Source organism: Bradyrhizobium sp. GW821-FHT12B03, from assembly GCF_058807535.1.
In genome coordinates this window covers 739,983-766,715 of sequence record NZ_JBXAQU010000001.1, presented here as the reverse complement: position 1 = coordinate 766,715, position 26,733 = coordinate 739,983, and the positions used below count along the sequence as shown (strand labels likewise).

At 62.6% G+C, this 26,733-nt stretch carries 22 protein-coding genes and 1 pseudogene; 13 read left to right on the top strand and 10 right to left on the bottom strand.

Annotated features, from left to right (window positions below):
* The first annotated feature begins 2 nt into the window (after positions 1-2).
* The 3 genes from AC1RUR_RS03705 (at position 3) to AC1RUR_RS03695 (ending at position 4,103) form a co-directional block, all read left to right on the top strand.
* The gene (locus AC1RUR_RS03705; RefSeq protein ID WP_492841604.1) at positions 3-1,613 is read left to right on the top strand and encodes an ABC transporter substrate-binding protein; all 1,611 of its coding nucleotides are present in this window, start codon (positions 3-5) and stop codon (positions 1,611-1,613) included.
* Positions 1,614-1,698: 85 nt separating this feature from the next.
* Entirely contained in the window at positions 1,699-3,177 is a 1,479-nt protein-coding gene (locus tag AC1RUR_RS03700; RefSeq protein WP_492841401.1) for an amidohydrolase family protein, read from the top strand.
* Positions 3,174-4,103 carry a CobW family GTP-binding protein gene (locus tag AC1RUR_RS03695; protein WP_492841399.1) on the top strand — a complete coding sequence of 310 codons (930 nt, stop codon included), beginning with the start codon at positions 3,174-3,176 and terminating at the stop codon, positions 4,101-4,103. The genes AC1RUR_RS03700 and AC1RUR_RS03695 overlap by 4 nt, the downstream gene beginning before the upstream one ends.
* A 110-nt stretch (positions 4,104-4,213) precedes the next feature.
* Here AC1RUR_RS03695 and AC1RUR_RS03690 read toward each other — a convergent pair whose 3' ends face one another.
* A complete protein-coding gene (locus tag AC1RUR_RS03690) occupies positions 4,214-5,524 on the bottom strand; it encodes an amino acid deaminase (protein ID WP_492841397.1) in 1,311 nt (436 codons plus the stop codon).
* A gap of 172 nt (positions 5,525-5,696) precedes the next feature.
* On the opposite strand from AC1RUR_RS03690, the gene AC1RUR_RS03685 reads away from it, so the two are divergent.
* Together AC1RUR_RS03685 and AC1RUR_RS03680 are read left to right on the top strand one after the other, a co-directional pair.
* Complete coding sequence (locus tag AC1RUR_RS03685; protein ID WP_492841395.1) at positions 5,697-6,347, top strand: TetR/AcrR family transcriptional regulator; 651 nt, start codon at positions 5,697-5,699, stop codon at positions 6,345-6,347.
* Positions 6,348-6,388: 41 nt separating this feature from the next.
* The gene (locus AC1RUR_RS03680) at positions 6,389-7,879 is read left to right on the top strand and encodes an amidase (RefSeq protein WP_492841393.1); all 1,491 of its coding nucleotides are present in this window, start codon (positions 6,389-6,391) and stop codon (positions 7,877-7,879) included.
* A gap of 437 nt (positions 7,880-8,316) precedes the next feature.
* Here AC1RUR_RS03680 and AC1RUR_RS03675 read toward each other — a convergent pair whose 3' ends face one another.
* Entirely contained in the window at positions 8,317-9,312 is a 996-nt protein-coding gene (locus AC1RUR_RS03675) for a LysR family transcriptional regulator (protein WP_492841391.1), read from the bottom strand.
* 143 nt (positions 9,313-9,455) lie between these two features.
* Between AC1RUR_RS03675 and AC1RUR_RS03670 the strand changes: the two genes are divergently transcribed.
* The 6 genes from AC1RUR_RS03670 to AC1RUR_RS03645 are packed head-to-tail and all read left to right on the top strand — an operon-like array spanning position 9,456 to position 16,303.
* Positions 9,456-11,051: an ABC transporter substrate-binding protein gene (locus AC1RUR_RS03670; protein ID WP_492841390.1), complete on the top strand. Its 1,596-nt coding sequence runs from the start codon at positions 9,456-9,458 to the stop codon at positions 11,049-11,051.
* Positions 11,051-11,992, top strand: coding sequence for an ABC transporter permease (locus AC1RUR_RS03665; protein ID WP_492841388.1), 942 nt, complete (start codon positions 11,051-11,053; stop codon positions 11,990-11,992). Before AC1RUR_RS03670 ends, AC1RUR_RS03665 begins: the two co-directional genes overlap by 1 nt.
* Positions 11,993-11,994: 2 nt before the next feature.
* A complete protein-coding gene (locus tag AC1RUR_RS03660; RefSeq protein WP_492841386.1) occupies positions 11,995-12,894 on the top strand; it encodes an ABC transporter permease in 900 nt (299 codons plus the stop codon).
* 1 nt (position 12,895) lies between these two features.
* On the top strand, positions 12,896-14,323 hold the full coding sequence (locus tag AC1RUR_RS03655) for an amidase (protein WP_492841384.1): 1,428 nt from the start codon (positions 12,896-12,898) through the stop codon (positions 14,321-14,323).
* Positions 14,320-15,327 (top strand): ABC transporter ATP-binding protein, encoded by a 1,008-nt coding sequence (locus AC1RUR_RS03650; RefSeq protein WP_492841382.1) that lies wholly within the window; start codon positions 14,320-14,322, stop codon positions 15,325-15,327. The genes AC1RUR_RS03655 and AC1RUR_RS03650 overlap by 4 nt, the downstream gene beginning before the upstream one ends.
* Positions 15,320-16,303: an ABC transporter ATP-binding protein gene (locus AC1RUR_RS03645; protein WP_492841380.1), complete on the top strand. Its 984-nt coding sequence runs from the start codon at positions 15,320-15,322 to the stop codon at positions 16,301-16,303. The genes AC1RUR_RS03650 and AC1RUR_RS03645 overlap by 8 nt, the downstream gene beginning before the upstream one ends.
* A gap of 823 nt (positions 16,304-17,126) precedes the next feature.
* On the opposite strand, the gene AC1RUR_RS03640 is transcribed toward AC1RUR_RS03645, so the two are convergent.
* From AC1RUR_RS03640 to AC1RUR_RS03630, 3 genes are read right to left on the bottom strand one after another with little or no spacing between them, the layout of a single operon-like run.
* Positions 17,127-17,891 carry an SDR family NAD(P)-dependent oxidoreductase gene (locus tag AC1RUR_RS03640; protein WP_492841378.1) on the bottom strand — a complete coding sequence of 255 codons (765 nt, stop codon included), beginning with the start codon at positions 17,889-17,891 and terminating at the stop codon, positions 17,127-17,129.
* A 41-nt stretch (positions 17,892-17,932) separates the two neighbouring features.
* Positions 17,933-18,928 (bottom strand): aldo/keto reductase, encoded by a 996-nt coding sequence (locus AC1RUR_RS03635; protein ID WP_492841376.1) that lies wholly within the window; start codon positions 18,926-18,928, stop codon positions 17,933-17,935.
* A 40-nt stretch (positions 18,929-18,968) separates the two neighbouring features.
* Complete coding sequence (locus tag AC1RUR_RS03630) at positions 18,969-19,364, bottom strand: (R)-mandelonitrile lyase (protein ID WP_492841374.1); 396 nt, start codon at positions 19,362-19,364, stop codon at positions 18,969-18,971.
* Positions 19,365-19,664: 300 nt separating this feature from the next.
* Here AC1RUR_RS03630 and AC1RUR_RS03625 point away from each other — a divergent pair, with 300 nt between their 5' ends.
* Entirely contained in the window at positions 19,665-20,561 is an 897-nt protein-coding gene (locus AC1RUR_RS03625) for a LysR family transcriptional regulator (RefSeq protein WP_492841372.1), read from the top strand.
* 235 nt (positions 20,562-20,796) lie between these two features.
* Here AC1RUR_RS03625 and AC1RUR_RS03620 read toward each other — a convergent pair whose 3' ends face one another.
* From AC1RUR_RS03620 to AC1RUR_RS03600, 5 genes and pseudogenes are all read right to left on the bottom strand, one after another.
* Positions 20,797-22,113, bottom strand: coding sequence for an MFS transporter (locus AC1RUR_RS03620; protein ID WP_492841370.1), 1,317 nt, complete (start codon positions 22,111-22,113; stop codon positions 20,797-20,799).
* 53 nt (positions 22,114-22,166) lie between these two features.
* Entirely contained in the window at positions 22,167-23,363 is a 1,197-nt protein-coding gene (locus tag AC1RUR_RS03615) for a CaiB/BaiF CoA transferase family protein (RefSeq protein ID WP_492841368.1), read from the bottom strand.
* Positions 23,360-24,490: an acyl-CoA dehydrogenase family protein gene (locus AC1RUR_RS03610; RefSeq protein WP_492841366.1), complete on the bottom strand. Its 1,131-nt coding sequence runs from the start codon at positions 24,488-24,490 to the stop codon at positions 23,360-23,362. The genes AC1RUR_RS03615 and AC1RUR_RS03610 overlap by 4 nt, the downstream gene beginning before the upstream one ends.
* Before the next feature lie 26 nt (positions 24,491-24,516).
* Positions 24,517-25,446, bottom strand: coding sequence for an IclR family transcriptional regulator (locus tag AC1RUR_RS03605; RefSeq protein ID WP_492841364.1), 930 nt, complete (start codon positions 25,444-25,446; stop codon positions 24,517-24,519).
* A gap of 262 nt (positions 25,447-25,708) precedes the next feature.
* A pseudogene (locus tag AC1RUR_RS03600) lies at positions 25,709-25,869 on the bottom strand (ABC transporter ATP-binding protein); the annotation flags it as partial.
* Between the two features lie 177 nt (positions 25,870-26,046).
* Between AC1RUR_RS03600 and AC1RUR_RS03595 the strand changes: the two are divergent.
* On the top strand, positions 26,047-26,574 hold the full coding sequence (locus tag AC1RUR_RS03595) for a LexA family protein (RefSeq protein WP_492841602.1): 528 nt from the start codon (positions 26,047-26,049) through the stop codon (positions 26,572-26,574).
* Positions 26,575-26,733 lie beyond the last annotated feature (159 nt).

Here is a 26,733-nt window from a genome sequence, read left to right as displayed (position 1 = left end):
ATATGTCTTCAGTGTCGCGCCGCCAGCTTCTAAAGATCGCAGGCTCTCTGCCGGCAGCTGTTGCTTTTCCGGCAATCGCGTCATCGAGCGCCGTTGCGGCATCCGGCAAGAAGACCCTGACGGCGGTCATGGGGTCGGACCTCCGCCTTCTCGATCCCGTTTTTACCTCGGCTTACATCACGCGCAATCACGGCTACATGATCTACGACACCCTGCTCGGGATCGACGCCGACTTCAAGATACGGCCGCAGATGGCCGATTGGAAGGTGTCCGACGACAAGCTCATCTATACGCTGACCTTGAGGGATGGCCTGAAATGGCATGACGGTACCCCCGTCATGGCGGATGATTGCGTGGCCTCGCTGGAGCGATGGGGCCGGCACGACATCATGGCGCAGATGCTGATGTCGAAGACGGCGAATCTCAGTGCTGCCGATGACAAGACGGTCGTCTTGAAGTTGAAGGAGCCGTTCGGATTCGTCCTGGAGACTCTCGCCAAACCGTCGTCATTGGTGCCATTCATGATGCCGAAGCGGCTGGCGGAGACGCCGGAAGGCAAGCAGATTGAAGAGCACATCGGATCCGGGCCGTTCAAATTCCTATACTCGGAGTTTCGCCCCGGCGTGAAGGCCGTGTACGAGAAGAACATCGATTACGTTCCTCGCAAGGAGCCGCCGAACTGGACTTCGGGCGGCAAGGTCGTTCGCGTCGATCGCGTCGAATGGATCACGATGCCGGATGCGCAAACCGCGATAAACGCTCTGCAAGCCAGCGACGTCGACTTTGTGGAGGCTCCGATCTACGAAATGCTCCCGATCCTGGCAGCCAATCCGGATATCACGGTCGGCACGCTCAACAAGCTGGGTTATCAGTCGATCGGACGAATGAACTTCATTCAACCGCCCTTCGACAATGTGAAGGCGCGTCGTGCGGCTCTGCTTGCCCTCAATCAAAAGGACATGCTCGACGCTCAGATCGGCAACCCCGAATACTACGAGGTCTGTGGCGCCTACTTCATTTGCGGTACGCCGTTCGCCACCGAGGTCGGGGCCGATACTTTGATCAAGGGCAACGGCATGGCTCTGGCAAAGAAAGCGCTCGCCGAATCCGGCTACGACGGAACGCCCGTCGTGATCCTGGCACCGACCGATGTCGCTCTTCAGAAGGCGCAGCCGATCGTTGCCGCCCAGCTGCTTCGCGAAGCCGGCTTCAAAGTCGACCTGCAATCGACCGATTGGCAAACCGCAGTCAGCCGTCGCGTGAGCATGAAGTCGCCGAAGGAGGGCGGGTGGAGCATGTTTTTCACCTTCTCCGGAGCCGCCGACGTGGTCAATCCGCTCGTCAACGGTTCGATCAGCGGCAAAGGGAAGACTGCGTGGTTTGGATGGTCTGATGATCCCAAGATGGAAGAGCTGCGCGAGGCCTTTGCCGAGGCGCCGACGTTGAGCGAACAAAAACGCCTCGCCTATGAGATCCAGAAAGAGGCCTACGACCAGGTGATCTATGTCCCGTTGGGTCAATTCCATTCTCCAAGTGCGTGGCGGAAATCCTTGACCGGCGTGCTCGAATGCGCGGTCGCGCCATTTTTCTGGAATGTCGACAAGACGGACTGACCCTTGGGCTCGGCATCGATAGCCCTTCGCCGCTCCGCTTCTCGAAAACGAACGATTGTCGCTGCCTTATGGAACTGTTTGCGCCATGAACCAATTCGATCTGATCATCCGGGGCGGACGCGTGCTTGACCCGGAGACCAATAGGGACGGGATCGCAGATGTCGCCATAAAGGATGGCGTCATTGCTGCGATTGGCGATGTCGGCGGGAGAACCGACATCTCTATCGATGCCGACGGCCTCGTCGTGAGCCCGGGATTCATCGACCTTCATGCGCATGGCCAATCGCTGCCCGCCGATCGGATGCAAGCGTTCGATGGCGTGACCACGACGCTCGAACTCGAGGTCGGCGTGCTGCCGGTCGCAAAATGGTACGACGAACAGGCGGCGCTCGGGCGGACGCTGAACTACGGGGCATCGGCCGGCTGGGTCTTCGCGCGCATTGCCACGATGACCGAGCAACAGGTCGTGTCGGGTGTCGGGGGAATGGGGCGTGCGTCGGGTGACAGGCGATGGATCGAGGACGTCGCCGCTCCCGATCAGCTCGCTGAAATCCTCGAGCGTGTCGATTCCGCGCTTGCGCAAGGCGCGATCGGTATCGCCTTTCCCAACGCATACGCGCCGGGAACCGGCGTCAAGGAACTGTCACAGCTGTGCAGCCTGGCGGCCGCGCACGGCGTTCCGACCTTTACCCATATTGCCTACACGTCGCACGAAGATCCGCGAAGCTCGATCGATGCGTATACGCGACTGATCGGGCTCGCTGGTTCGACGGGCGCCCATATGCACATCTGCCATTTCAACAGTTCCAGCCAACGGGACGTCGAGCGCGCCGCCGTTCTCGTCAAAACCGCGCAAGCGCAGGGTCTGAAGGTCTCGGTCGAAGCTTATCCTTACGGCACCGGCTCGACCTTCGTTGGTGCCGACTTTCTGTCTAGCCCGACATTCAAGCATTTCGGCGCGGTCGAACTGGTCACCGAGCGTCGTCGCTTCGCCAACCGGAAGGAGTTGCTCGAAGTCCAGGAACGGGATCCGAGTTCTCTGGTCCTGATCCACTTTCTCGATGTCGACATCGATCCTCGTCATCGCGAGTTGCTCGACGTATCAGTATTGTACCCCGGCGGTGCGATCGCTTCCGACGCGATGCCATGGGTACTGGCGAACGGGGTCTCCTACGAGGGCGACGCCTGGCCGCTCCCGGAGGACGCCGTGTCCCATCCGCGTTCGTCGGGCACGTTCACGAAATTTCTGCGCGATTGGGTCTTCGACCGGAAGAACATCCCGCTGATGGAGGGGATCGGGAAATGCACCCTGATTCCGGCGGAAATCCTGGCGGACTCGACACCGGGCATGAAGAAAAAGGGCCGTCTGCAGACCGGCTGCGACGCCGACATTGTCGTATTCGATGCGGACGCCTTGCGCGACCGGGCCGATTTCGCCAACATGAATCGGCCGGCGGACGGGGTCCGGCATCTCCTGGTTCACGGCCAGCGTGTCATCGCCGATGGTTCGCTTGTCGCTGATGCCCGGCCTGGTCGACCCGTCCGGAGAGCTGTTGCGCCATGATGGCTTCGGTCCTGCTCATCTCCGGTTACCTTGGCGCAGGAAAGACCACCCTCCTAAATCATCTTCTCTCGAATCCGGCTGGACGGCGCATCGCCGCCATCGTCAATGACTTCGGCGCCGTCGATATCGACGCCTCGCTGTTGAGTACGGTGTCGGATGGAGTCGTCAGCCTCAAGAACGGATGCATTTGCTGCTCGCTGCAGGGCGACCTCCTGCGCACCCTCGCCAACGTCCTGAAACGCGCGAACCCGCCCGACGCTATCGCGATTGAAACGTCCGGAGTTTCCGATCCGGCGGAGATAATCCGCGCGCTCATGGATCCGGTCATCTTCCGGATCGCTCCGTTGGAGACTGTGGTGACTCTCATTGATGCCAGACGGGTGACGGATGAACCGGACTTGGTGCGTGATCCGCTGTGGAGATCGCAACTTCGTGCGGCGGATCTGGTGTTGCTGACCAAGCTAGATCTGATCGATGACGAATCCAGCCGGCGGGTTGGCGCTATTGTGGCGCGCGATAAGCCGGCATCCGTTGTCTTCGATGTGCGCTCTGGAAACGTGCCGCCCGATCTTCTGTTTGGCCGCCAGGCTGCGGATACGCGCAGCATGCCGCAGAGGATTCCGTTCGCGTCCGAGCCGTTCGCGACAATGACCTGGACGTCCCGGCGACCGATATCGATCGCCCGATTCCAGTCATTGATAGAGCGGCTCGCCGCCCGCACGCTGCGGATCAAGGGGATCATGACTTTCGTCGAACGGCCGGCGGAGTCGATCCTGTTCCAGTGTGTCGGGATGCGCGCAACATTTGCGAAATCTCCCGCTTCGCTTCCGGACGGCCTGACGGCGAGAATCGTGCTCATCGGCCGCGAGGCATCGCTCGATCAAGCCGCAATCGCGGATCTGCTTCGGCAGGCCGAACTCGGTTGACAGAAAAACGCCGCGCCTGGAGCGGCGTCTCCTCCACGTCGGGTTCCGATCAGGACGAACCTCGACCGAGTTGGCGCGATGTCGCGTCCGCCCGACGGGGGATCGCCGATCTAGAAGTAGGTCCGGATCGATGAGACGCAGTCGTAGTCATCATCCACGACGTGCATCAACCGCCATTTATCGAAGGTCAGGCAGGGATGCGAGATTCCGAACGCAACCATATCGCCGACGGCGAGCGGAGAACTCGCCGGGATCGTCAGATGGCAATGCTGGTCGTTCAGCTGTGTGACACGATGGCCTTCCGGCATCGCCGCCGGGGTCGACATTGCACCCCCGGGGCGGAACCATTTCAGCGCCACCGGCGGATCATCGTAGGATGCATCGCGCTTTCCGAAGCCGATGATGGCCTTCTCGGCTTCGGGCCGCGACTGTACATAGGCCCAGATCTCCAGAGCCGGACGCAAGCCGCCGTCCATTGCCGCCAATTCCGGGCGACGCATCCGCAGAGCTTCGAACACGCGACGGTAGAGGATGTCGTCATGGGTGACGTAACAGCCACTGCGGAGCACGACGCGGGTCGGCTGGCCGACCTCCACACTTCGAAGGCGGGCGGCGACCAGATCATAGTAGATCGAGCCGCCTGCGCTCAACATCACCTCACCCGGCGCGAACAGGCCTTCCCGTCCGCAGATTTCAGCCACGGAGGCGATCCGATCGAGAAAGTCTGCGACCATGGCGACACTTTGTGCGATCGTTTCGCCATGAATCATGCCTTCGAACCCCTCGATCCCGGCGAGACCGAGATAGGGGGCCGCTGCTCCAACCGCGCGAGCGACGGCCAGCGCCTGATCGATGGTACGGCACCCGGTCCGCCCGCCCACATATCCGATCTCGAGCAGCAGCTTGAGGGGGCGCCCGGCGTTTGCTCGGCGTGCGGCCTCGGCGAGCACAGTCACGTTTTCGGGTGAATCGATCAGGCACCAAAACTCGAAGTTTGGGTCACGTTTCAACTCCTCCAGGACGTAATCGATGTTGCGACGGCCGACCAGTTGGTTGGCGAGCACGATCCGCGAATAGCCGAAGCGCCGTGCGACCTGCAATTGGTGGACGGTTGCGACGGTCAGTCCCCAGGCGCCCGCGTCGAGTTGGAGATCGAAAAGAGCGGGGCTCATCGTGGTCTTGCCGTGAGGTGCGATCGACGTTCCACTCTCCTCGATGAATCGCTGCATCCAACGGACATTGTGCAACAGCGCGTCCTGCTTCAAAACGGCGACGGGAAGCATGAGGTCTTCGGCGAGGATGTTCCAGTTTTGAGTCCGAGTTGCGGTCAGCGGTACGTCGCGGCTCAGCCCCGGGCCGCCTTTCTCGGTCGCGTCGATCGGCCTCTCGTCGTCCCTGGAGCTCAGTTCGATCATACCCATCGCCACTTCCGTGTTCAGCGGTCGCCTTTGCCACGTTACAATACCGACCGGACGGTACATAAATCACCGGCCGGAATGGCTGTCAAACGATCATTCGCGGCGATTGCCAGAACCCGTCCGACCGGTATAGTAATTAATCGTTTCGACCGGAGTAGGAGCGACGTCTCGTTCGATGACCAGAAAATCCAGCCCGAAGCCGGTCCATCCGGGACGCGCGGCACGCAACGTCGGGCGGCCCAGCATGCGGCCCGTCATCCTCGATGCTGCGTTGGACCTCATCGCTGAAGACGGCGTCGGCTCACTGACGTTCGACGCACTTGCCGAGCGTACCGGCGTCAGCAAGGGAGGGCTGCTATATCATTTCTCGGGCAAGGAATTGTTGATCGAGGCTCTCGCCGAACGGTTGATCGAGCGCTACGCCGAGGCCCGGCGCCGGACCACGGAAGGCCTCCCCGAAACGCCCTCCCGGGAACTCAAGGGCTATGCGATCGCTTCGATGCACAACCGGTCCAAAGCCGATCGTGCAAGCGCGCGTCTTCGTATGGCCGGCCTTCAGGACAATCGCCTGGGTAAAGCGTATTATGCGCAACGTTTCCGCGAAATGAGCGAGGGGATGAACTTCGAACGAGCGGCCATCGTGCATCTCGCGGTCGAGGGCCTCTGGTATATGGAATTGGCGGACGTGTCGCCTTTCACTGTGATGGAAAGGCGCAAGATTGTCAGGAAACTGTTGCAGTTGGCTGACGGCGGAGACATGGGGGACGAATCGCCCGCAGCGTCGGCGGATCGCAGGTCAATCGAGTCGCGGCGAGACGACCGGTAGGCGTTGCGCCACGACTTCATTCACCAATCTCCGACCAGGACATGAGACGAAAGCCGGATATGACGTCGCCGCCTGACACTCGTTCCTTGGCACCGTCCTCGCTCTGTCTTCTGAACGCGGCGCCTCTCGCTCGGATGATCAGGTGCCGCGAAGTGTCGGTCCGCGAGACGATGGCCGCCTATCTCGATCACATCGAGCAGGTCAATCCGTCGGTCAATGCCATCGTCTCGCTTCGGCCGCGCGCCGAACTGCTCGCCGAAGCCGATCAGGCCGATCGGACCCTCGCGCGCGGCGAAAGGTCTGGTCGGCTACATGGCCTGCCGGTCGCGATCAAGGACATCGCGATGACGCGGGGGCTGCGGACGACGTTCGGTTCGCCGCTCTATGCGGACTTCGTGCCTGACGTTGATGCCATCTATGTCGCGCGCATGCGGGCTGCTGGGGCGATCATCATCGGCAAGACAAACGTGCCGGAATTCGGATACGGGTCCAATAGCTATAATCCGATCTTTGGGCTGACCCGCAACGCCTGGGATCAGTCTCGCGTCGGCGGCGGGTCGAGCGGCGGTGCAGGCGTCGCTTTGGCCATGCGCATGCTGCCTGTGGCCGACGGGAGCGATACCGGCGGCTCGCTGCGCAACCCCGCAGCTTTCAACAATGTGCTCGGTCTGCGAACCTCTCAAGGGCGCGTGGCAGCGGATGGTCCGGACCCGTTCTACGGACAGATGTCGGTCGTGGGCCCGATGGCTCGCAGTGTGGAGGATCTGAAGCTGCTGCTCGCGGTGCAGGCGGGTTACGATCCTCGTGCGCCGCTGTCTTTTGATGAACCGGGATTCCTGACCGAAGAACCGTCCCCGCTCGACCCCACGAAACTCCGGTTCGGCTGGCTGGGCGATCTCGGTGGGCATCTGTCCTTGGAGCCGGGCATCCTGGAGCTCTGCTGGCAGTCGATGGCCATATTCAGCCAGGCGGGCGCGTCGGTCGAGCCCGCGGCGGTTGATTTCGATCCGGAGCGTCTCTGGCGCGCGTTTGTCGCCCTTCGCCAGCAGACCATCGGCGGCCGGCACGACGAGGCTTGGCGCGATCCGGCAAAACGACAATTGTTGAAGCCCGAGACGCAATGGGAAATCGAGGGGAGTCACCACCTTTCGGCACTGGACGTGCACAGGGCGGGCCTCGATCGCGGCGCCTGGTTCAAGGCCCTGATGGCTCAATTCGCGCGCTTTGACTTTCTGTTGATGCCGGCGGCCCAGGTCTTTCCTTTTGATGCCGAGACGCACTGGCCGAAGGAGATCAACGGACGGACGATGGATAGCTATCATCGGTGGATGGAAGTGATGATCGGCGCCACCATGGCGGGATGTCCGGCGATCAGCGTGCCGGCCGGCTTCAACGAGAACGGACTGCCGACCGGACTTCAGATCATTGGGCCTCCCAGGTCGGAGACATTGCTGCTTCAGGCAGCCCAGATCTACGAAGCGCGATGTCTGCTGGCTCAGTGCACGCCGCCCATGATCAGTCATTCCGCATAAAATGCAGCCTTCCCGAGGCCAGTTCTGTACCCATAAGCGGTTGGGCGAGGCCGCGTGCCGGGCTCACGGCAGGCGCAAGTTCTTTGATCTCGCGCGGCTCAGCAATGTGAGATCAACAGTCTTGCTCCGCAGGAGCGCCTGCGCGGGCGGCGGCCGTGAGATCTGCAGCATTACGGCGTATTGAACGTCTCGCCGATCCAAATCGGTGAACGCCCGCACCAGCGAAGCCAAATGCTGGCGGTTTGGGTACATGATGGACACGGTGCAAATAAGCGCCGATCTTGCCGGGCTCCATCCCTCAAAGCCGTGGCGAAGAACGTGACGCACCATCGCTGTCCAATGCAAAGAAACATGCCGCTATCGACACCGACGGTCCAGAGCACTGCCAGCGCGGCGCTGATCGTCACGGCCGAAATGAACGGCATCGATCCCCGGGCCTATCGTTGCCCGTATCGCCGACCATCCGGCTCACCGGCAGGACGAACCTCAGAGCCTTCCAGAACGGTTTCGTTGCCACTGACCGACCTTGTCACGAGCCTGTTGCGGACCTTCTCCATCACGGCGCTCGCCGCGGCCGGGAGTTGCGTGCCCTTCAAGGTCACCAGACAGGCCTCGCGCTCCAGCCGGAGCCAGGGCTGTTCGAGCGGGACAATCCCGGCGGTGTCGATCTCTGACAGCGCACTGCGCGCAAGAATTGTCACCAAATTGGTTCGGCGCAGAAACGCGAAGGTCATGAAAAGCGAACTCGTCAGGATATGGGCCGCAGGTAACTCTTCACCCTTGCTCACATACACGTGGTTCAACTCGTCCTGCAGATTGGTACTCATCCGCGGGAGCAACCACCTGTATTGGGCGAGTTCTTTGAAGGATTGCGGCGGTCGAAGCTGGAGCGGGTGGTCCTTGCGGGTGACGATAACCAGGTCGTCGACCAGCAAACGGTTATAGGCCAGCGCGGAATCCAGGCTGGCCCTGGTATGGTCCGACTTGACCCAGCCCAGGAGGGCACAGTCGATCTCGCGAGTCTTGATCCATTCGAAGAGCTCGTCCGTGCTCCCCTCGCGGACGGTGTAGCGGACATTGGGCTGCTTCTCGGCCAGCTCGGCAATCGCCTCGGGAAGGACCTGTGTCAGGAACGACGGTCCCGCGCCGATACGGACGTGACCGGAAAGGCCTGCCCGCATATCGGTCATCAGCTGTTCGGCTTCATCCATCCGATAGATGATCGATTCCGCGCGACTTCTCAGCGCGATGCCCGCATCCGTCAGGGCTATTCCGCGGCCTTTCCGGACATAGAGCCGAACGCTCAGCTGCTGCTGCAGCCGTGCCATCATTTTGGACAGCGCGGGTTGAGAAATGCACAATGTTTCAGCGGCTTGAGAAAGATTCAGGTGGTTCGCCACCACCAGGAAGTACCGCAGCTGCTGCAGCTCCACTCTATAGCCTTTCGGTTATAGTTATTTGCGTCGGCGGCCATTGTTGCATGGGGTCGATCTCGCTCCAATAGCAGGATGTTTGAAAGGCGTCGGCGGTTCGCCGGAGCGCAATCGAATTCTGACATTTGGCAACGGGAACGACGATGTTGAACGTGAACAGGCGGACATTCCTGCGCGGCGGAGCCTCGCTGCTGGCACTCTCCGGGACGGTGCTGTCGAGGCAAGCGCGCGCCCAGTCGACTGACAATCCGGTTCGCGGCGGGATCCTGGTGATCGCCCAGGACGCCAATCCTCCCAGCCTCGACCCGCACAAATCCGCGGCGTTCGCGACGACCAACATCACCGAACAGATCTACGGCTGTCTGCTGCGCTGGGATCACAGCGGCACCAAGGTCGAACCGGACCTGGCCGCCTCCTACGAAATGGTCGACGATCTGACCTACCGCTTCACGCTGCGCGACGGCGTGAAATTCCACAACGGTCAGACGCTGACCAGCGCGGATGTGAAATTCACCTTTGACCGGATTGCAAACCCGGACACCGCCTCGCCGTGGAAGTCGCTCTTTGCCGCCATCCAGTCGGTCGAGACGCCGGACGCGCGCAGCGTCATCTTCCATCTGTCCGCGCCCTTCTCGCCCCTGCTGAACTACCTGGCGACGGTGAAATACTCGGCCATCGTCTCGCAGGCCGACGTGACCCAGCGTGGCGACCTGATCTCCGGCGGGGCCGGGACCGGCCCGTTCAAGTTCGGGAGCTTCGTCTCCAATTCGGTGCTGAAGCTGTCGCGCAACGAGGATTACTACGAGCCCGGCCTGCCCTACCTGGACGGGCTGGAGTTCCGCATCATTCCGGATGAAGGCAGCCGGGTGGCCTCCCTGCGCAGCGGATCGGCGGCGCTGACCTGGCTCAACACGCCGGAAGTGGTCGACCAGCTGGCAAAAACCAGAGGGTTCGTCACGCCCAAGCAGCAGGACAACAATGCCGTGCTGCTGATGGAGCTCGACCAGCGGGTGCCGCCCTTCAACGATGTTCGGGTCCGCCGCGCCTTCAGTCTGGCGATCGACCGCCAGCAGATCGCCGATATCGTCTGGCGTGGGCGGGCCGTACTTTCGGCGGCGATCCCGCCGGCGCAGGCGCCCTATGCGGTTCCAAGCGCCGAGGTTCTGGCGCTGCCCTACCAGACCCCGAATCTGACGCAGGCCAAGGCGCTGATGGCAGAGGCCGGCCATGCGGCCGGATTCGACACCGTCTTCGCAGTCTCTCCGCAGACGTCCAGCGACGTGGCGGTCGCGCAGATCGTGCAGCAGCAGGTGGCGCGGATCGGCATCCGCATCAAGATCGAGCAGAAGGACTGGGGCAGCCTGGTCAAGGATTTCCAGGGCACGCTGAGCCCGATCAGCATGGCCGACCTGGCACCGGCGCCCGACGCGGAGTCGAATCTGAGGATCCGGTTTGCCTCCGCGTCGAGCGTCAACCCCGGCAAGACCAAGGATCCGGAGATCGACGCCCTCTTCACCGCGGGACGGGCGACCACCGATGTCGCCAAGCGGGTCGCGATCTACCGTGAGATGCAGCACCGCATCGCCGATCAGGCCTATGCGCTGTTCCCCGCCGCGATCCCGCTGCAGTTCGAGATCTGGAGCGAGAAGCTGCGCGGCTACCACACAACCCCCTACGCACAGCGCGTGTTGCTGCGTCAGGCCTGGCTCGCCTCCGGCATGCGATCGAGAGGCCCATGATGTTCGCCCATCTTCTGCGCCGCCTGGCTTTGCTGGTGCCCGTCCTGATCGGGATGTCGATGGTCAGCTTCTCGCTCGTCCATCTCATTCCCGGCGATGTCGTGAGCGTCATCGCCGGGGGCGAGATTGCCTCGGATTCCGACGAGGCGCGGAACATCCGCCGCAGCCTCAATCTCGACCAGCCCCTGACGGTGCAATATGTCACCTGGATCGACGGGGTGGTGCACGGCAATCTCGGCAAATCGCTGGTGCACAACGTGCCGGTCTCGGATGAGATTCTGGCGCATCTGCCGGTGACCCTGGCGCTGACGCTGATGTCGCTCGTCATCTCCGTGGTGATCGGTATTCCCGCCGGCGTACTCGCCGCCGCGCGACGGGGGCGAAAGTCGGACGCCGCGCTGCGGATCGTCTCGCTGGCCGGGATGGCGGTCCCCACCTTCGTGGCCAGCGTCACCGCGGTGCTGTTCTTCTCGCTGTATCTGCCGTCGGTGCAGCTTTTCGGCAGCATTGATTTCCAGGCTGATTTCTGGGGGGCGATCGAGGGGCTGCTGCTGCCCTCCGCCGTGCTGTCGCTGGCCGCCGCTGCGACGATCATGCGCTACACGCGCGGCGCGATGCTGGAAGTCATGCGCGAGCAATACATCGCCATGGCCCGGGCCAAGGGAGCCGGCCCCTGGCGGGTCCTGCTGAAACACGGGCTGCGAACGGCACTGCTGCCGGTGGTCACCGCCTCGGGTCTGATCGCGGCACAGCTGATTTCCGGCGTGGTGGTGGTCGAGCAGGTCTTCGGCCTGCCGGGGCTCGGCCAGCTGATGCTGAGCGCGATCAGCAGCCGGGACTACACGCTGGTGCAGGGGGCGGTGATCGTCGTCGGCGCGATGGTGGTGCTGATCAACCTCGCCGTCGACCTGGCCTATCACCGCCTCGACCCGCGGATATGACCATGACGGACAACACGATCCCATGCGCCGCTGCCCCGGAAGCGGCGCGCGCACGGCCAGCGAGGCGGCTTGCTCTGCACCCGCTGGCCGCTTTCCGGCGTCAGAACCTGCTGGTGCAGGCCGGGGCCGCGCTGCTGCTGATCCTGCTGGCATGTGCCCTGCTCGGGCCGTTGCTCCTGCCCTTCGGTCCGAATGATCTCGTCGGAATGTCGATGCGGCCGCCCTCTGCGGCGCATCCCTTCGGCACCGATCTGCTCGGCCGTGACGTGATGACGCGAACGCTTTACGCCGCCCGCAGTTCGATGATCGTGGCAGCCGCCGCGACCGCCCTCGCCCTTGTCGTGGGGACAAGCTGGGGCATGGCCGCGGGCTATGCCAGAGGCAAGGCGGACCTGCTGCTGATGCGTCTCCTTGACGTCTTGCAGGCCTTTCCGCCGCTGCTCCTGGCGATCGCCCTGGTTGCCGTGCTGGGGAACAGCCTGGGCAATCTGATCATGACGATGGGCGTGCTCTTCGTGCCGCCATTCGCCCGGGTGTCCCGTGGAGCAACCCTGGCGCTGCGCGAGCGGCAGTTCGTCAAGGCGGCCCAGGTGCTGGGCGTTCCGGCCTGGCGCAACCTGCTCGTCCATGTGCTGCCTAATATCTCCACCCCCCTGATCATCGAGACCGCCTCGACGATCACCGCCGCCCTGCTGACGGAATCCGCCCTCTCCTTCCTGGGCATGGGGATTCAGCCTCCGACCCCGACCTGGGGCGCGATGATCGCGGACTCCACCTCGGTCATGACGCATGCCCCCTGGCTGGTGCTCGCCCCCGGCGCAGCCATCGTGCTCATCGTGCTTGGCTTCCTGCTGCTTGGCGACGGACTGCGCGACAAATTCGATCCCAAAGCGGAGAAGTGACATGAATCTGGAAAACGATATTCACTGGCAACCGGCCTGGCGTCTGCGCGGGCTGGTGGCCAGCGGTGAAAGCTCCGCCGAAGAGATCACCCGCCTGCTGCTGGCGCGGATAGCGCGTTACGACGGCGGCATCCATTCGTTCCTGACCGTGGCGGGCGAGATGGCCCTGGCAGAGGCGCGCGCCGTCGACCGCCGCATCGCCGCCGGGGAGACGTTGGGCCCGTTGGCCGGCGTTCCCGTGACGATCAAGGATCAGTTCTTCACCCGGGGGCTGCGGACCACCAGCGGCTCGAAGGCTTTCGTCGATCACGTGCCCGAGTGGGACAGCAACTGCGCCGCGCGCATCCGTGCCGCCGGCGGCGTGATCCTGGGCAAGACCAATACGCCGGAATTCGGCATGTATTGGCGGACGGTGGGGCTGATTTCCGAGGAATGCCGCAATCCCTGGAACCGCAAGAAGACCTCGGGCGGTTCGAGCGGCGGCGCGGCGGCCGCGCTGGCCTCGGGCTTCGGACCGCTGGCCATCGGCAGCGACTCCGGCGGTTCGATCCGTCTGCCATCGGCCCAATGCGGCATCTTCGGCCTTCTGCCGAGCTTCGGGCGAGTGCCGCGCCATGGCGGGTTGGGCTCTGCGGTGTTCTGCACCGCGGTCGGGCCGATGGCACGGGACGTCCGTGATGCGGCGACGCTCCTGCAGATCATCGCCGAACCGATGCCGGAGGACCCGTTCTGCCGGACCGACACGCCGCCCGACTATCTCAGCAGTCTGGAAAACGGCATCGAAGGCGTGCGTGCGACCTGGTGGGACAACAAGTTCGCGCAGGGTTTCACCGATCCGGAGGTGCTGCGCACGGTACGCGCCGCCGCTGAGCTCATCACCGACTTCGGCGCCGATCTGCGCGATGAGGCGGTCGTCCTTGCGACGGAGGGTCTCGACGAAGCCTGGCGGGTGCTGGAGTTCGTCGACCGGCACGCCACGCTGGGCGAGCAACTGATGCGCGACGAAGCGACCCTCAGCCAGCTCACGCCCTATGCGCGCACCCGCTTCGAATGGGCTGCGGAAGTGACTGGCTCGCAATATTCCCTCGCGGTGATGCGCCGTGCGGAGTTCATTCGCCACATGGACGGGCTCTTCGCCGAGACCGACCTGATCCTTGCGCCCACCATCGGCATCACCTCGCCCGTCATCAATCCGAATGACATGAGCCAACGGATTCCGGCACTCGTCTCCTACACATTGCCGGTGAACGTCGCCGGCTACTGCGCGGCCAGCGTGCCCTGCGGCTTCGTCGGCGGCATGCCGGTCGGGCTCCAGATCATCGGTCGCCCCAACGAGGAGGCGCTGGTGCTGCGGGCCAGCCGCCAGTTCGAGAAGGCGCTGAACTGGAACGCGCGTCACCCGCTGGCGGAACTGGACATGGCCTCATGACGGAATTGGGCGCCCTTCTCGAGCTACGTGATCTGCGCACCTATTTCTACACCGGCGAGGCCGTCGCCAAGGCGGTCGACGGGGTCAATCTGACGATTCACCCCGGACGCATCATGGGGGTGGTGGGCGAGTCCGGCTCAGGAAAGAGTGTCACCGGCGCCTCGATCATGGGATTGATCCAGAGGCCGGGCCGGATCGAGCCCGGCAGCCGGATCCTGTTCAAGGGGCGCGATCTGGTGCGGGAGGACGAGCGGACGCTGCGCGGCCTGCGCGGCAACGAGATCGCGATGATCTTCCAGGAACCGATGACCTCGCTGAACCCGGTCTTCACGGTGGGCGAGCAGATCATCGAGAATCTGCAGTTGCACCGGCGGATTTCCCGGCGCGCGGCGCGGGAGCGCGCGGTGGAGCTGATGCGTCTCGTCGGGATTCCCGCTCCGGAAAAGCGTGTCGACAGCTACCCGCACGAATTGTCGGGCGGCATGCGCCAGCGGGTGGTGATTGCGATGGCGTTGACCTGCGATCCCAGCCTGCTGATCGCCGACGAGCCAACGACCGCTCTCGATGTCACGATCCAGGCCCAGATCCTCGAACTGATCGTCAAGCTGCGCCAGGAGCTTGGCATGGCCGTGATGTTCGTCACCCATGATCTCGGTGTCGTCGCCGAGATCTGCGACGAGGTCGCGGTGATGTATGGCGGCCAGGTTGTCGAGACCGGCCCGGTGAAACAGGTGCTGTCCGCGCCGCGCCATCCCTATACCCGCGGGCTGATGGCCTGCATCCCCCGTCTGGGGATGGACCGCACCACGCGCCTCAGCTCGATCCCCGGAATCGTGCCGAGCTCGAAGCTCTGGCCGGTGGGCTGCCGTTTCGCCAATCGTTGCCCACAGGCCATGGCACGCTGCCGCGATGCCGCCCCGCCCCAAGTGCGCCTCGGTGAAAACGAGGCCTCCTGCTGGCTGCTGGTGTCCGATGCCACCGCCGTGGAGACCTCCAATGGCTGAATCGCTGTTGCAGCTGCGCGGCCTGACCAAGCATTTCACCACGCGCTCGCCGAAGGGCAAGGCGGTGGTCCAGGCGGTGGACGATCTTTACCTTGACGTCTACGAGGGTGAGACGCTGGGGCTGGTGGGGGAATCCGGTTGCGGCAAGACGACGACGGCCCAGCTCATCGTCGGCCTGACGACGCCGACCCGGGGGCACGTGAGCCTCGAGGGCAACGACCTCGCAGCACTCGGCCGCAAGGCGCGCAAACTGGCGCGGCGACAACTGCAATACATCTTCCAGGATCCCAACGACTCCCTGGATCCGCGGATGAAGGTGCGGGCGATCGTCTCCGAGGGGCTGCGCGCGCAGGGGCGCATCGGGAAGCCGGAGCTGACGGACAAGGTTGCCGAAGTGCTGGGCCAGGTCGGCCTGCCCGTGGACGCGATGGACCGATTCCCGCACGAGTTTTCGGGCGGACAGCGGCAGCGGATCGGCATCGCGCGGGCGCTGATCATGCGGCCACGGCTGATCGTCGCGGACGAGCCGATTTCGGCCCTCGACGTCTCGGTGCAGTCACAGATCCTCAACCTCATGGGCGACTTGAAGCGCGAGCTTGGCCTGACCTATGTCTTCGTGGCGCACAATTTGGCCGCGGTGGGCTACATCAGCGACCGGATCGCGGTGATGTATCTGGGGCGCATCGTCGAGGTCGGGCCGGTGGAAGACATCATGACCGCGCCCCAGCATCCTTATACGCAAGCCCTGCTCTCGGCGATCCCGGACCCCGACGTGGCGGCCGAGCGAAAGGCGCGGATTCGGCTTTCGGGGGATGTGCCCGGCCCGATCGATCCACCCTCCGGCTGCCGGTTCCGCACGCGCTGCCCGCTCGCCGAACCGAGATGTGCCGAGGAAATCCCGCCTCTCAAGCCGCGCGGCGCGGGGAAAGCGGGGCGTGGGCATATGTCCGCCTGTCACCTCGTGAGGTCGCAATAGCCTGAGCCGGGGAAAGGCGTTGTGCGAGGGCGCCATATTTTGGCAAATCCACTGCTTGACAAATTCGTCGCGCGGTGTCGCAGACGTTACTAGGGAGATTAGGACGGCCCCCACAAAGCGGTTCGGCTCATCCCGACGAGTTTGGAGCGACCTGCGCCCTTCTGTGCTCGGCTCAGACCGGCTGCATCAGCGGGCAAGACATCCTCATCGATGGCGGCGCCTGTCCGGGTACTTCTGAACTGCAGGACACCTGCCACCGGCTGTCCGCTAACAGTCTGCAATCGGCGTGAGCTTGAAGCGCTCATTGCACAATCCGGTTCTGATTTTGCAGCAAGTGGCACCTTGCGGCGACGAGCAGAACAGATTGTCCGTTTTGCTCGCCTCAATATCCTGTCTGGCCATTGCTTGGATTGATGGTGTTGAACGTGCGTCCTGAGGCCGCGGGAACCGGCTTACCGTCGATCAAGAAGTTTGGCGCCGCCATCAAGATAGACGTGGGGACGATTGTAGTTCATTGGTTACACTCGACATTGAGGCTGCCCGGTCCAATCATCGAAACCACATCAGCAGCATCACGACGCCGCTATCGTGTGGCCCCCTCGTGATGGAAGCGCTCATCGGCATCATGCGGTAATTCGTCCACTCCATCGGCCCGCAGCAGATCGCCGACTATGTGCTCCCATCGCGCAAGCGGTTCATGCAACACTTCGAGGCGAGAAACGACGATGCGGCCGTGAAGGAGATGGAGCGACATCTCAAGTGCGTCGCATCCAATACTTCGAATCTGCCCGTCCGCACAGCGGTGGAACTAGCCTCGTCCTCCTCAGCGCATGATGAAGCCGCCGTCCACCGAGATTGATTGGCCCGTCACGTAGCTGGCCGCGTCGCTGCACAGCCATAGAACCGCATCCGCAATCTCCTCGGGCCGGCCGACCCGTCCCATCGGGATGCTCTCTTCCATTGCTTTGAGCGCATCGCCTTGACCTCCAGCCACCATTTCATCGGCCATCGGCGTCCAGATAAGCCCTGGGCATATCGCATTGATGCGAATTCCGCGCCCTGCATATTCGAGAGCCGCACTCTTGGTGAACCCAAGCACGCCGTGCTTGGCGGCATGGTAGATGCCGCGCTCGGCGCCGCCGACAAGCCCCCCGAGAGACGAGCAATTGACGATCGCACCGCTTCCCTGCTTGCGCATGTGTTGAAGCTCGAACTTCATGCAGCTCCATTCGCCGCGAAGATTGATCCCCATGACGCGGTCGTAATCCTCGCGGGTCGTATCGGCCGTCTCAGCCAAGACATTCTGAACGCCGGCATTGTTGTAGGCGGCATCAAGCCTGCCAAAGGCAGCGATGGTCCGGCTGACCATGGCTTCGACCTGCGCATCGTCCGCGACGTCACAACGGATCGCGAGGGCCTTGTGGCCCTGAGCGATGAGTTCATCCGCTGCGGCACGCGCCGCCTTCTCGTTCCAGTCGGCGAGGGCGACGGACGCCCCTGACTTGGCAAACGCCTTTGCCGTCGCGAGGCCCAAACCGGACGCCGCGCCCGTGACCAGCGCGACCTTTCCCTCGAATGAAATGTTCATGGATGTCTTTCCTGTCGCATTGCTTGTTTGGTTGCGCCTCTTTAGCGCCTGGTACGTTCGGCCTCGGCCCTGGGGTAGCGATCGCCCATCACGGTGATCTGCGCGGCGGCGGCATCAATGTGCATGATGTCGTGGGGTGTGAGCTCAAGCGCAGCCGCGGCGATGTTCTCGTCGAGGCGGTCGAGCTTCGTCGTGCCGGGAATGGGAACGATCCACGGCTTTTGTGCCAGCAGCCAGGCCAGGGCTATCTGGGCGGGCGTGGCCTGCTTACGTGCGCCGATCTGTTCCAGAAGGTCGACGACGGGTCGGTTCGCCTTGCGCGCTTCGGGCGTGAAGCGCGGCAGGCTGGAGCGATTGTCATTGCCGCCGAAGGTCGTCGTCTCATCGATCTTGCCGGTGAGGAAGCCCCTTCCCAGCGGGCTGAACGGGATGAAGCCAATCCCCAATTCTGCGCAGACCGGCAAGGCCTCCGCCTCGGGCTCGCGCCACCAGAGGGAATATTCGCTCTGGATCGCCGCGATCGGCTGCACCGCATGTGCGCGCCGGATGGTCGAGGCGCCCGCTTCGCTGAGGCCGAAATGCTTGACCTTGCCTTGGGCGATCAGATCCTTGACCTCTCCAGCGACGTCCTCGATCGGGACTTTGGGATCGACCCGGTGCTGGTAGAACAGGTCGATCGCTTCGATGCGCAACCGCTTCAGCGAGGCTTCCGCCACGACGCGGATGCGTTCCGGCCGGCTGTCGAGTCCGTCAGAACCGCGCGAGCCGCTGGGATCGAGATCATGCCCGAACTTGGTGGCGATGACGACTTCGTTGCGGAATGGCTCCAACGCTTCTCCAACAAGCTCCTCATTGGTGAACGGGCCGTAGACCTCCGCGGTGTCGAAGAAAGTAACTCCGCGCTCCACCGCTCCGCGAACGAGTGCGATCATGTCGTCGCGGTTCGGCGCTGGGCCACGGTGGTAGTTCAGGCCCATGCAGCCCAGACCGATGGCCGAGACCTTCAGGCCGTTTCCGCCGAGCGTGCGTGTCTGCATTTTCGTTCCTTTGTTGGTCGGTCGCGCCGGCGGGAGACAATCAGCCGCGATACTGTTCGTCGCTGACCTTTTCCATCCAGTCGACATTCTTGCCGTTGAGCGATTCAGTAACGGCGATATGGGTCATCGCGGTGGTCGCGGTGGCGCCGTGCCAATGCTTCTCGCCGGGCGGGAACCAAACGACGTCGCCAGGCCGGATCTCCTCGATCGGCCCGCCCTCGGATTGCACCAAACCCAGGCCGGACGTCACGATGAGTGTCTGGCCCAGCGGATGGGTGTGCCACATGGTGCGGGCACCCGGCTCGAACGTGACCTGGCCGCCGCTGACGCGGAGGGGTTCGCCCACCTGAAACAGCGGATCAACACGGACCGTGCCGGTGAACCATGTCTCTGGGCCTTTGGCCGAAGGGCGTGTGCCGTTACGTTTGATGTCCATTTTTAGGTTCCTTCCAGTCGTTGAGAGGTTCAACGCCGGCGTCTGTGCGAAGCTGGAACGAGTCGATGCCTGGAGCACCAATCCCGCCGCGCTCGAGAGGATGCCCCTTCGCGTAAGCAGGCGATACTGTTTGGCAGCGTCGCTCGCACCAGCAGGAAAAGGCGCAGCCAATCGATCCATCCGTCCAACTCCGTCCCGGGGACGTTCCCCGAGGTCCTTTGTCGCTGCGCTACATTTAGCGCGCGCGGCTATGCAGATTAGCCGCTATAATCGGCATGGACCTATAAACGGATTCGATAAATGCAGCGCGGTAACCTCGACGATCTCTCGGCCTTCCTGATCGTGGCGCGCGAAGGAAGCTTCACGAAGGCGGCAGCCAAGTTGGGCGTTTCCCAGTCGGCCCTCAGCTATACGATCAAGGAGCTGGAAGCGCGACTGAAGCTTCGCCTGCTCACACGTACGACGCGGAGCGTCTCTCCGACTGCGGCGGGCGAGCGCCTCCTGCGCAATGTCGGGCCTCGCATGGAAGAGATCGCAGCCGAACTCGCAGCACTGAGCGAGCTTCGGGAAAAGCCTTCTGGCACCATCCGCGTGACGGCAACGGAATATGTCACCAGCGCCGTCCTGCTGCCCAAGCTTACGAAGTTGTTGCGCGCGCATCCAGACATCAAGGTCGAGATCGTCAACGATTACGGGTTGACCGACATCGTGGCCCAGCGCTTCGACGCCGGCGTCCGCGACGGCGAGCAAGTTGCGAAGGACATGATCGCGGTACGCATAGGCCCCGACGGACGCATGGCCGTCGTCGGCGCTCCGTCCTACTTCCGCGGTCGGCAAGGGCCGAAAAGACCGCAGGAGTTAGTGGATCACAACTGCATCAATCTGCGTTTGCCGACGCATGGCGGGCTGTACGCGTGGGAGTTCGAAAAGGGATCCAGCGAACTTAAGGTGCGGGTCGAAGGCCAATTGTTCTTCAGTACCACTACGCAAATGTTGGACGCGGCACTCGCAGGGCTAGGGTTGGCGTATTTGCCGGAGGGTCTCGTGCGGCCGTATATCAACAAAGGTCGACTCAAACGGGTGCTCGAGGACTGGTGCCCGCCTTATCCCGGCTACCACCTTTACTATCCGAGCCGCCGTCAACCTTCCGCAGCCTTTTCGCTGTTCGTTGAAGCGCTGAGGTACCGCGACCGATAGTCTGTAATGACGAAGCGTCGCGGGCAGCGTCCCCCGGATTTGCTTTACCGCGCATCAGTTGCCGGCGCGCGCCCCCAAGGAAAAATAGGACATGCGGTCTGCCCAGGGGTCCGCGCCAGCCATAGAGCCACATGTCGACATGAATCGGTCCTGGGCCGAGGCGACGCTCGATAACGCGATGCTCAGGGAGATTGCACATGCAACCACCAGAGAAAGCTCGATGAGCCACAATCGGTCAGACGGTTGCAACCCGCGTTCTGGAGACGGTCTTTGCAGGCAACGTTAGCAGGGCCAGGACCACGCCAGCCAAGACGATCAGCGCCACGGCTGCCAAGCCCACGTACAAACTTCCGGTTTCCACTTTCAGCCAACCAATAATGGATGGACTCACCCCGCTTCCAATCGCACCCACCATGCTGGCTACCGCGATTCCGCCGGCGGCGCCCTTGCCTCGCAGGTACGACGTCGGAATCGTCCAATAAATGGCCAGCACACAGAAATTGCCGACCGCGGCGCAGGTCAGGATGACGGCGGTGAGCGGAAGGCTGCCCGCGACCAACGGCAATGCCAGGAAACCGGCTGCCCCCAATATCCCGCAGGCCGCAAAGTGCCAGCGGCGCTCCATCATGCGATCCGAACGCTGGCCGACCAGGATCATTGCGATCGCCGACACCAACGAAATAAGCCCAGTTAGCCAGCCGATGTTGCTGAAACCGGTCATGCCGGCGCTCTTGAGCAGGGTCGGCGTCCAGAAACTCACGGCGTTCGCTCCGCAATTGACGGTGAAATTCATCGCCGCGAGGGCGTAGATCATGGGATCGCATAGCACTGCGGCGAAGCTGTGTTGCGTTCCTTTAGAATCAGACGCCCGGTCAGCATCGAGATCGCACTGCAGCGCCTTTCGCTCCGCCTCGCTCAGCCATTTGGCAGTCGCCGGACCATCGTCGAGATAGAAGAACGCAACGACACCCAGAACGATGGCCGGCAACCCTTCGAGCAGAAACAACCACTGCCACCCGCGCAGTCCGCTGAGCCCCTCGAAATTTTCCATGATCAGGCCGGACAGCGGCCCGCCCACGATCCCAGCCAGCGGAATGCCCATCAAGAACAGGCTGGTTACGCGGCCCCTGTAGTGGTCCGGGAACCAGTAGGTGAGATAGAGCATGATGCCCGGAATGAAGCCCGCTTCGGCCGCGCCAAAGAGCAGGCGAAGCACGTAAAGCTCGCCTGCAGTTCGGATCAGCATTTGCATCGCCGTCAATGCGCCCCAGAGGACCATGATCCTGAGCAACGTTCTTCGAACACCGACGCGATCGAGCATCAGATTGCTCGGGATATCGAATAGGCTGTAGGTGACGAAGAAGAGTCCGGTCGCAAAGCCATAATGGGCGTCGTTCAATCCGAGATCCGACAGAAATTGCAGCTTGGCAAAGCCGATATTGACGCGATCGATGTAGCAAATGAGATAGAGCAGTAAAATGAACGGAATGAGCCTCCAGGATATCTTGCGATAGAGCTGGGATGCGACGGGGTCGCCCACGAGTTCGGTCATGCGTTTCTCCCTCAGGACGGCTTTTTCTCCGCCGTTCCCCAATATTTGGCTGGTCAGATCACTTTGATCCGTCTCAATCGTTCCTGCTCGGCAGCGGAGACTCCGAGCCACTGGCCCAGGATTCTTGCGTTGTCGTGCCCGAGATCTCGCGCGGCGTGCGTCAACGAGCTGCCGTCACGCACGAAGCGCGGAACGACGTTTTGCATGCGCACGCTGCCGAAATCATCGTCCGGCACGCGAGTGATGGCGCCGCGGGCAATCATTTGTGGATCGGCGAAGACCTGATCGATCGAGTTGATCGGCGCGAGCGTGCCCTGCGCGCGCTCGAACGTGTCAAGTATGTCAGCGAGATCGTGCGCCCCGCACCAATCCGAGAAGACCGCGTTCAGTTCGGCCGCATGCTCGCAGCGCTTGCCATTGCTCGCAAAACGTGGATCTTCGATCAGATCCGGCCGGCCGATCGCCCGGCAATTGTTGGCAAACATCGCGTTGGTGGAGCCCGAAAGCGTGACCCAATGCATGTCTCTCGTGCGGAACACGGCTGATGGCGCGGAATACTGGTTTAGATTGCCCGAACGTTGTCGTACCGCCCCGAGCTGATCGAACTCGATCGGCAGGAATTCCAGAATGCGAAGCGTCGCTTCGCACAGCGAGAGATCGATTTCTTCGCCGGTCGCGGTGGGATCTTTCGCCCGCTTCCAGCACGCTGCCAGGATGCCGATCGCACCGAAGAGCCCCCCGAGCGCGTCCCCAATGGGGTAGCCGGCGTGCATGGGCTGGCCGTCCGGCTCCCCTGTGATGTAAGTCAGGCCGGCCATCGCCTCGAAGACCCGCGCAAACGCGGGCCGACTTCGATATGGCCCGTCCTGTCCATATCCAGTGGTGCGCAGAATTACGAGGCGCGGCTGAATCTCCCACAGCACTTCCTTGGTCAGGCCCCAACGGTCCAGCGTGCCAGGTCGAAAATTTTCGATGAGAACATCAAAGCGCGGCAACAGACGCTTGAGCAGTTCCGCACCCTCAGACCTGCGCAGGTCGAGGCTGAGAAAGCTTTTGTTACGGTTGATCACCTTCCACCACAGCGATTTCCCCTCCTTGAACGGTCCGAAACCTCGGGCGCCATCGCCAGCACCCGGGAGTTCGACCTTCAGGACCTCCGCACCATAGTCCGCCAGCAGCGTCGCTGCGAACGGACCGGCGACGATGGTCGCAAGATCGAGGACGCGAAGTCCCGCCAGCGGTCCGGTCATCTCATCTCCTCGCTATCGCGGAGCAGGAGGCGCGCGATGTTCAACTGGTGGATCTGGCTCGTGCCTTCGTAGATGCGGAACGCGCGAACATCCCGGTAGAAGCGCTCGATGCCTCTTTCCTTGACATAGCCCTGGCCGCCGAAGATCTGGACGACGCGATCGGCGACGCGGCCACACATCTCGGTCGCGAAGTATTTGCAGAGCGACACGTCCATCGTGACGTCTTCGCCGCGGTCCCGCTTTCGCGCGGTTTCGAGAATCAAAGCGCGCGCCGCCTCGATCTCGACCTTGCAATCGGCGAGCATGGCCTGGACGAGTTGGAATTGGCCAATGGCGCGGCCAAACTGACGCCGGCTCCTGGCGAACGAGATCGCTTCGTCGAGCAGACGAATCGCCGGCCCGGTCGACAGCGCCGCAAGGTTGATGCGCTGCTTATTCAGCGCCTTCAGCACGGTGCGAAAGCCGCCGCCACGGACGCCGACGATCGACGCCTCGTGCACCACGCAGTCGGTCAGGAAGACCTCGCCGATCGGCGCGCCTTCCTGCCCCATTTTCGGCGTCGATCCGGAAGTGCCGAAGCCCGCGGTGCCGCGTTCCACCAGAAACGCCGTGATGCCGTCGGATTTCTTACTCTCCGGTTCGGTGCGCACGAATACGGTAAACAGGTCGGCGATCGGTGCAAGCGTGATGTACCTCTTGTGGCCGCTGAGCCGGAAGTAGCCGTCGGGCAGAGCGGCTCCGGTCGACCTCAGCGCGGACGCCTCGGATCCCGCCTCCACCTCCGTGAGCGCCAGTGCGCCGGTGAGTTCGCCAGAAGCCAGGCGCGGCAGGTATCTGCGTTTGAGCTCCTCGCTGGCGTCCTGCACCAGCGCTTCCGCCCCAACACCGGTATTCATGCCGACGCGGGCACGATAGGCGACGGAGCATTGCGACATTTCGATGTTTGCCAGTGCAAGTTCTTCGGTCGTCAGTCCCGCGCCGCCGTAGGCTTCAGGAATCGACCAGCCGAAATAGCCCCGGCGCCTCATCTCCTGGACGATGTCATCCGGAACGCAGTCGTCCTGCTCGACGCGGTCCTCATTCGGAATGGCAACGTTGCGGACGAAGTCACGCACGTCGGCCAGCAAGCCTTCAAATTTTGCCTTATCGCGAATCATTGATCGACCTTCAGCATCCGTCCCGACTGGCGGAGATCGTGCTTCAAAGTCGGAGCGTCATCACCATGGCCGGACGCGTTGCGAATTGCATTGGCGAGGAGCACCAGACGAGGCCCGATTTCGGATTCCATTTCACCGGAACGCAGCCGGAATGCGGGGATTCCGCAGTTGAGCGCAAAGCAGGCCTCGCCGAATTCGGGATCGCGGAACAGCGGGGCCGCCGCCGCGTGGATCTCACTCACCCAGTCGCCAAAGGAAACGCAAAATCCCTGTTCCGCGCAGTGTCGGACGCCATCTCGCGTCTTTTTGCGATAACTTTCCCACGTCGTTGCGAGTTCGGCGGCAAATCGCGACTCGACGGATGCCAGTTCGGCTGCGTCGAGCATCGACAGCAGCGCACGCCCCATGGCTGCGCGCGGCAGCGGAATCGTCGAACCAATGTCGGGCGTGTGGGATGCCGGTTCAGCGGCCCGCGCGCTTTCGACATAGACAAGGTTGGTGCCATCCAGCAGGCCGATCGACACCGTGCCGCGGACGCTGTTGGCGAGTTCCTGCATCAACGGTCGAGCGATCTGCCGCAGTTTCATGCTGGCCAGCAGCGGGTGCGCGACCGTCAGCGCGCGTGCCCAGAGTCGAAACTTCGCGCGCTGCGGCTCATACGCGAGATAGCCGAGTTCGGTAAGCGTGTGGGTCAGCCGCGCCACGGTGGGACGCAAGAGACCGGTGCGCTGAGCAATCTCGGTGTTGCCGAGGCGCGGGCTCCCCGGCGAGAAGGCTTCGAGGACAGCCAACCCGTTCGCAAGCGTCGTCGCAAACGCTGCATCGGATCGTCTCGGCGCGGCGGACGACTTGGACCGGTCGCGTTGCCCCGCCCCTTTCTTCCGAGCCTTTGTGTCGGGGGGGCTGAGTCTGCGATTGGGCGGCATGCCAACATCCATCTTGCTGCTCGAATTCCGCGATCGTGTCTATCAACATAGTTGACATAAATCATACATCATTTTTGAATAGTTGACAATTATCTTCTTTGTCGCCTGCATATCGCGCAATCCCGCGCCCGCGAAAACGTGCGTGCAAGGAGAAATCCGGCAGAACCGGGATTGGGAGGAACGTCGATGCAGCTGACTTGGTTCTTGCGCGCACTCGCGCTTTCGAGCGGGACGAACTCCGCGTGTCGGGTGCAAGCCGGGGACGCTCTTTAGCAGCGACAGGTAATTCCCAGATATCTTCGCGGATCAGCGGAGCGAGGCCTTCGGTCGCCTCATCCAGGATCGGAAGTTTCTGGTTGGTCATCAGCGGCGGCCAGTCACCAGCAGCTGCTGCTCGCCACCGCAGAGCTGGTCGCCCAAGGAGTCAGGCGCAAGCAGTACCCAGAAAATCGTTTCTTGGGCTTCCATTGCTGAACTGCACTATCTTTGACACCGACTGCAGACTGGTGATGGTCCAGCAGGGTTCGGTTCGCCGACGTTTGACGGGAAAAAGGTACGTAGGCTGCTGCGTGGATGACTTTCTATCCTGTACGGTAAGGGCTGCGTCCGAGGCCTCCGCCCCCATGCACGTATGAAAACCGCACAAAAAAACGCACCAACAAGAGGCTGAACGCGAGAAAGGTACTGCTCGAGACAAACGCGAAGACATTCGTAGCCCTAGTTGGAGAACGCATACGCGAAGCACGCGAACGCAGGGGTATCTCGCGCCGCGCTCTCTCGGAACTTTCCCAAGTCTCGCTGAGACGTCCACCCGCCGAAGCCGACATCCAGCGCCACTTCCGCGTCAGCCCGCCTTCGGTCCACCAGATGATCGTCACCCTCGAACGAAACGGCTTCATCCGACGTCAACCCGGCGTACCCAGAAGCATCGAAATCCTCGTGCCGCCGGAAAGCTTGCCGATCCTCGAATGGCTCGGTATCAAAACGTCAAGCGGAATGACTTGGCTGCGAACTCTGCTCAAGCATGTCGAGGATACTTTGATGGCTATCCGAATGCTTTTGAGCAGCCATGGTCGCCGAAGAGCTGAGCTCTTTAGGTACTGTGCTGCTGCGCTCATCTGGATTTAGAAACAACGCTCATAGGTTTATGCGAATTCTACCGGCTATTCGCAGCCCGACGGCTTCCTTATATCAGCGCCGCTGCGAGCATCATTCGGAAGAGCGCGGTGGAGATCACTGCCGGCGAAGAGCAGAACGACGCCTGACGCGAGGCTAACACGCAGTCAC